We start from the raw sequence: 6,178 nt of genomic DNA on the forward strand, positions 1-6,178 counted from the left end.
AGTTCAAATTGGTAAAAGCTTGTTTCAATCAAATGTCCTTCTAAATTGGTGTCGTTCATTCGGTGGTGTCGGTCGTTTTAAAATGCCTTGTAACGGTTTGAAAATTTGCGCAGAAATGGCATTACTTGCAGAACCATTGTCGCACAGCACTAAATTAAGCAAATAACTGATGAATTAACGTAAACCACCGTCAGCCATTTTTGTGCAAATTTGCTGTTATGGGCTGGCTTGTTTTCTCTCATTGTCGAGCCGTAATTTCAGTTTATTAAATTCCTTATTATTGGATTTTTCGTCTTCTTCAACGTTAAAATTGTTTTGTAAACCAAATTCAATATTGTCGAAAATTAGTTTTTTCTCTTCTTTACTTTTAAGTTTCCTAAGTTCTTGAATAACAATTTCTGGTTTACAAGTGAAGCAACTTCCAATCGAAAGAGAGGGAATTTCATTAGCTGAACCTTTGTCGGCCCACATAGTGTTAAATAAAAATTGTATTATATCTGTGTCGTTTGTTGAACAAAAATATTTCAGTAAAATTTCAAGTATTGGTGAGTACTTTATGTCACTGTACAGCTCTAATTCTTTCACTGTCGTTTTATGTTTAAGGTCATTTTTAGTTTTTAGAGAATTTTGAAAATTCTCTGCTAAAACTCTTTGTTCGGTAAGAATTTGTTTGATTAGTTCTTTCTGCTTTAGATTGTCAAGTTTTTCAACTAATTGAATTCTACTTCTATGAATATATCCTTCAACCTGTATGCCGTCTTTCCACTTCATTGCAACAATCTTTATCCATTCGTTATTTGCAGATAAGTCGCAATAAAAGAAGTCTCCTTTATTAATCTTTTCTATTACAGGAAATTCATTGCCTTGTCCGCTACGAACATTTGTAAATCCGTCCGGGTCGTTGATTATAGCAAGTTTATTTTCTGCTAGTAGTGAAAGCGAACAGAAAACAAAAATAATGCTTAGTAAATATTTCTTTCGTGTCGTCATTTTAAGCTTGCCCATAACGTTTTGCTGGTTTAAGTTGAGCCTAAAATTATTTGTACAACAGAACCTAAACCACTAAACTAAATAAATAACTTCAAATTTTCGTGTTCCCACTTCACCCAAGGCTTAACTTAAACCAGCTGTTATGTGAGGTATGGTTATCCATTTTTTTGTTTCATATAATTCAACAAGTTAAGAATGTGTTGTTGAGTATGGTTGGTAAAAGTCAATTCAAAAAACCAAAGCCCGTCAGCGAAGCTATTATTTTCAATTCGCCACTTAATTTCTAAAAGGTCACTAATGATGTCGGTTAGGTCATCGATTGCATCGCCGATTGAACTTTCCTCCAAATTGTCAAGTTTGTTAAGGTCAAAAACGCTTTTGTATATTCCATATTCCTTAAAATTACTTTCAACGTTTTTTCTGATGTCGGGTAATTTTGATTTGTCAAAGTCTTTAAATTCTACTTCGTCAAACTTATATTCTATGTCAAAATAAAGGCTATAAAATTTTACAAGATTTCTTTCCAACAATTTCTCTTTGTCTGCAATTGTTAAGTTTGGTTGAAGTCCATATTTAACAATTTCGGTAATTGTCGGAATTAGTTCTTTCATTTCGGCGTGGTTCTAATATGGCACATAACTTTTTGCTGGTTTAAGTTGAGCCTAAAAATTGCTTGCACAACAGAACCTAAACCACTAAATTAAATAAATAACTTCAAATTTTCGACCGCACACTTCACCGGAGGCTTAATTTAAACTAGCTGTTACCATACGTTTCTTATAAATTATCGTTTTTTAAACTTAACACCCTTTATTCCTTCTAATAGCTCATTTAAATTTGCTGTGGTTGGCATGCCCATATAAAAAGTCATTGTTCTATTCATTTCGTATTGTGGTAAAATAGCAATTCCAGTCTCTTTGTTCTGATTTATTGCAATATTCACTCTCAATCTCCCAATCGTTCTTCTTTCAACTTTGTATCTATCAATCTTATTGTCTTGTTGATAACCCGGCGCAAAGAAACCATATTCGTAAAACACTATACCATTCTTTGTCAAAAAATATCCATATGGGTCGCCTTCAACACCGAAGCCAGAAGAAATATGAACCCAACTTTTAGGTGTTTTTATTCTAAAGAAATCAGTCTCAATTATCTGTTCATTTTCCTCATTGGCAGAAAAGTATTTCGTCTTATTCGTCTCCGTCAAATTCACCTCAAAATAAGTCTTTAATCCTACCAACAATACGAAAATAAAAAAAACAGCCGAGCCGTATAATACTACTTTTTTAGATGTCCGTTTAAGTCTCATGGAATGTATGGTAACGTTTTGGAAATTTGTGCAGAAATGGCATTGCTTGCAGAACTATTATCGTACCGCACTAAAGTAAAGTAAATAACTGATGAATTGACGTAAACCACTGTCGGCCATTTTTGAGCAAATTTACTGTTATAAGCAGAATTAAATCTCATTTCTGCAATCGGAATTTATATCTGTTTGTCCTACGTTATCCTCTACGGTAAGTTTTCCGTCCATCGTTATCCATTGTTCATCACTAGAGATATTTGTTCCTTTGTTGAAGTTATTATTTAAAATTGCAACGTCGCCTGTAAACCAACAGTCGTTGAAGTTTACGAAGTCTTTAAATTCATTTTTCTCTATCAAATACAAATTTCCTGGATTATTATGTCCTCCACCTTCAAAGTCTAAATAGTTGTCAAATAGGCAATTTTGGATTGTCAAACCACCTACAAAGTGTGCCCAATTAAATGAAGCACTTTTTATATGACAATCTTTAATTGTAATTTGCTTATTGAAGCGGACCGTCATGGTATTAAAATCTTCAATAAAACAATTCTGGATCATCACTTCCTCTTCCCATAGACCATCAGAATACAAATTTAGAATCCCCTTGACGGAACAGTCTTTTAAAGGTTTTCCCTTTTTCAATAATCTAAAGGCTTTATCGAACCTTATTGTTTTATGGGGATTAGGCGACATATTGCTTATAACGTTTTGAAAATTTGTGCAGAAATGGCATTACTTGCAGAACCATTGTCGTACCGCACCAAATTAAGTAAATAACGAAAAACCTGAGTTGAACCACCGTCAGCCATTTTTGCACAAATTTGTTGTTATAGGTAGTTTTATTAATTGACGAGCATTTTAAAATCATATATTTTCAAACAACTTACGCTATCATATCTTTCGCTTAAAATTCAGATGAAATTAACCACCTAATTGACGTAGTGTGGAGATTGCATTTTGGTTTCCTAATTGCGCTGAAATTTTTAAGTATTTAATTGCTTCTTGATTTTGCCCCGCGACACTGTAAATTTGAGATAGTAATAGATAAGGATTAGAATAGTTTTGGTCGTAGGTTATTGCTTGTTTACAATCTTCAATTGCTTCGTTTAGTTTATTTAAGTTTTTAAATGCGTTCGCTCTATTATTAAACATTCTTTTAAAAGGCAATCCACGCATTATGCCTCCGTCCATTCCTTCTAAATCTTTATTATACGCAGAGTTTGGATGTAATTTCTTTAAGTCAATCGCATAGGTATAAAATTCGGATGCTTTTTTGTCGTTTCCAAGGCTTAAATAACAAAATCCGATTTGATGATAAAGTGGATAAACTTGAAGATCGTCTGAATTAAATTCTATTCCTTGTTCATAATCTTTAATTGCTTGATTATAGTTTTGCAAATCTTCATAAACATTTCCTCTAAAAGCATAGTGTTGCCAATCATTAATGTCAGAATTTTCGATAGTTAAATTTATATCGGTTAAAGCGCTTTGATTATTTCCATTCAAATACTGTGCAGTCGCATTTTGAAAATAGGCAACATAATCAAGATTTTTAGCTCTAAACAAGTCTGTGAAGCTTCGTTTTTTTTTATTAGGTTTTCTTTCTCTTCCAAAGGCGTTTAAAAAAATATTCATATTAAAGATTTATTGAGTTATTCATCTGGTTTTTATAGTGCTATTAATACCAATTTAAAAATTGTGAATTTGCTTGCGGTTTCGATGTGGTTCGTACTAAATTAAGTGGAAAACTTCGAAGAGAGTAAATGCAATTCGCCCGAAATTTTAAACCTACTATCATAGGTAGATTAAGTTAAAATGGATTATCATCAATATAATGTTTGCTTTTTTTTATCAAAAAATTATCCTCATTCTTAAAATTTGGACATTCGTATATATCTGTAATTTGTCCATCAGTCGATTTAATTATAAGGTCAATATAAGAGTTTGACCGATTGCCAATAAACGATAACCCCACGTCACATTTGTTACAATCATTACAATTTCCAATATGTGAATTTAAGTTTGTGTCGCCTAATTCAGCAAAATCGTCGAATACCATTTGCATTCTGTACAGAAATATATTTTTTGGGAAATCTTGATATGTTAAATTGTCATCTAAAATGTCTCGAAGCATTTCTATATCGAGTCTGGTGATGAAATGTATAACAGCATCTCTTTGATTAGAAATATTATAAGTTTCCATATGTACAAGCTACTCTATTAATTGGAAAATGGGTCAAAACCATGTCTGGCTACGTAGTAATTAGTTATTACTTCTTCAACGTTTCCATCACTTGCAAGTTTTAATATTTCTTCTTCAACATAATTGGCGTCGCCCATAGACAACCCACTAACAGCTTTTAAAGATGCCATTTTAAAACTATTGGCTATTTCTACAAATTCTGCGTCGTCTTTAATACTGTCTTTTGCCCTCATCCATGTATGTAGATTACTCATTAAGGTATCGCGTGGGTCTATTCCATTTAAGTCATCTTCATGTTTTTTTTCTGCTATTCTTTGATTTCGTTTTCGAATTATTGCTAAAGCTCCATTTACAATAATGTCTCCTGAAATTTCTGAGGGGTCTATGAAACCATATTTATGGTTATTCTTTCTTATTAAGTCGTCTAAAGACTTTGTTAAAATTTCTAAGGCGATTTGTTCATTCATGTTATTTCTGTATTAAATTACCTATAACGTTTTGAAAATTTGCGCAGAAATGGCATTGCTTGCATAACCATTGTAGTACCGTACTAAATTAAGTAAATAACTGATGAATTTACGTAAACCACCGTCAGCCATTTTTGTGCAAATTTGCTGTTATGGGCTGGGTTTTTTCTATTTGCAATGTTCATCAAGTCGTCCTTTTGCATAGTCTGCTCCAAGTTCAAGTGCTTTTTTCCAGTCCTCACAAGCACCTTTTTTGTCTTTCAAATTAAATTTTGAGTTTCCTCGATTAAAATATGCTTGTTGTTTATTTTCTAAATCTACTTTGTCCATTGACAGAACTTTATTATAGTCGTCAATTGCTCCTGAATAATCACCGTTTTCATCTTTTAAACTACCACGATTTGTTAAAGCACTAACAAAGTCTGGTGCGATTTCAATTGCTTTGTCGTAGTCTTTTAGTGCAGATTTCCAAGTATACAGTTCGTTTTTTACAATTGCTCTCGAGTAAAATGAATTAGATTCCTTTGGATTAATATTTAAGGTTAGCGACCAATTAATAATTGAACCACTTAAGTCTCCTTTTTCGTAACATTCAACACCTTTGTCAAAATAATAGTCAGCTTTAGAAGTGTCTAAGTCTGGAAACTTTTGGTCTTTCGGGTCGAACAGTCCACCGTATGCGTCAAGTTTTGCGTCAAACTCATAACCTCTTTTATACATATCCAAAGCCCAATAAAGCAAATTGTCCGCTGTTATCGGAATTTCGTTAGTCTCTCCGTTAATTTCCCAAAGGTCTTCATACTTTTTTACTTCTTGAACTATATATGGATAATGTGCTTTTAGAAACTCTCCTAATTTTATCAAACTCTCTTTTTTGTCAGAAATAAAAGTGAAGTCCATTTTTGTTAAGCAATTATCCTTCAGTCCACTTTTAACCATATTATTGTGAACGTCTTCTGCTGAAACCATTTCCTTTCCGAAATTGTCTACAAAGTTGTCCCAAGTAAAAAATTTATTTTCCATTTTCTTTTGTCCGCAAGCTGTTAGTGTGGTTATTAAAAGTAGTAATGTCAGTAGATTTATTTTCATTGTCGTGTCGTCTGTTAACCTTGCCCATAACGGTTTGCTAATTTGTGCAGAAATGGCATTGCTTGCAGAACCATTGCCGTACCGCACTGAACTAAATAATTAACGAAAAACCTGAGTTGAACC

9 protein-coding genes are annotated in these 6,178 nt (G+C 32.8%); all 9 read right to left on the reverse strand.

What is annotated here, in order from left to right; all coding sequences use genetic code 11:
• Positions 1-216: 216 nt before the first annotated feature.
• Positions 217-1,005, reverse strand: a complete 789-nt coding sequence (locus ABIB40_RS20415; protein ID WP_354361765.1) for an SH3 domain-containing protein — start codon at positions 1,003-1,005, stop codon at positions 217-219.
• 140 nt (positions 1,006-1,145) lie between these two features.
• Positions 1,146-1,601: a hypothetical protein gene (locus ABIB40_RS20420; RefSeq protein ID WP_354361767.1), complete on the reverse strand. Its 456-nt coding sequence runs from the start codon at positions 1,599-1,601 to the stop codon at positions 1,146-1,148.
• A 173-nt stretch (positions 1,602-1,774) separates the two neighbouring features.
• Positions 1,775-2,299 carry a hypothetical protein gene (locus tag ABIB40_RS20425; protein ID WP_354361768.1) on the reverse strand — a complete coding sequence of 175 codons (525 nt, stop codon included), beginning with the start codon at positions 2,297-2,299 and terminating at the stop codon, positions 1,775-1,777.
• Positions 2,296-2,460, reverse strand: coding sequence for a hypothetical protein (locus ABIB40_RS20430; protein WP_354361769.1), 165 nt, complete (start codon positions 2,458-2,460; stop codon positions 2,296-2,298). The genes ABIB40_RS20425 and ABIB40_RS20430 overlap by 4 nt, the downstream gene beginning before the upstream one ends.
• Positions 2,450-2,989, reverse strand: a complete 540-nt coding sequence (locus ABIB40_RS20435) for a hypothetical protein (protein WP_354361771.1) — start codon at positions 2,987-2,989, stop codon at positions 2,450-2,452. Before ABIB40_RS20435 ends, ABIB40_RS20430 begins: the two co-directional genes overlap by 11 nt.
• A 228-nt stretch (positions 2,990-3,217) precedes the next feature.
• A complete protein-coding gene (locus tag ABIB40_RS20440; protein ID WP_354361773.1) occupies positions 3,218-3,931 on the reverse strand; it encodes a tetratricopeptide repeat protein in 714 nt (237 codons plus the stop codon).
• 175 nt (positions 3,932-4,106) lie between these two features.
• Positions 4,107-4,430, reverse strand: coding sequence for a hypothetical protein (locus ABIB40_RS20445; protein WP_354361775.1), 324 nt, complete (start codon positions 4,428-4,430; stop codon positions 4,107-4,109).
• 86 nt (positions 4,431-4,516) lie between these two features.
• Positions 4,517-4,966, reverse strand: coding sequence for a hypothetical protein (locus tag ABIB40_RS20450; RefSeq protein WP_354361777.1), 450 nt, complete (start codon positions 4,964-4,966; stop codon positions 4,517-4,519).
• 168 nt (positions 4,967-5,134) lie between these two features.
• Complete coding sequence (locus ABIB40_RS20455) at positions 5,135-6,142, reverse strand: tetratricopeptide repeat protein (protein ID WP_354361779.1); 1,008 nt, start codon at positions 6,140-6,142, stop codon at positions 5,135-5,137.
• Positions 6,143-6,178: the final 36 nt, after the last annotated feature.

The organism is Pedobacter sp. UYP30 (genome assembly GCF_040547165.1).
In the GTDB taxonomy this organism is placed as follows: Bacteria; Bacteroidota; Bacteroidia; order Sphingobacteriales; family Sphingobacteriaceae; genus Pedobacter.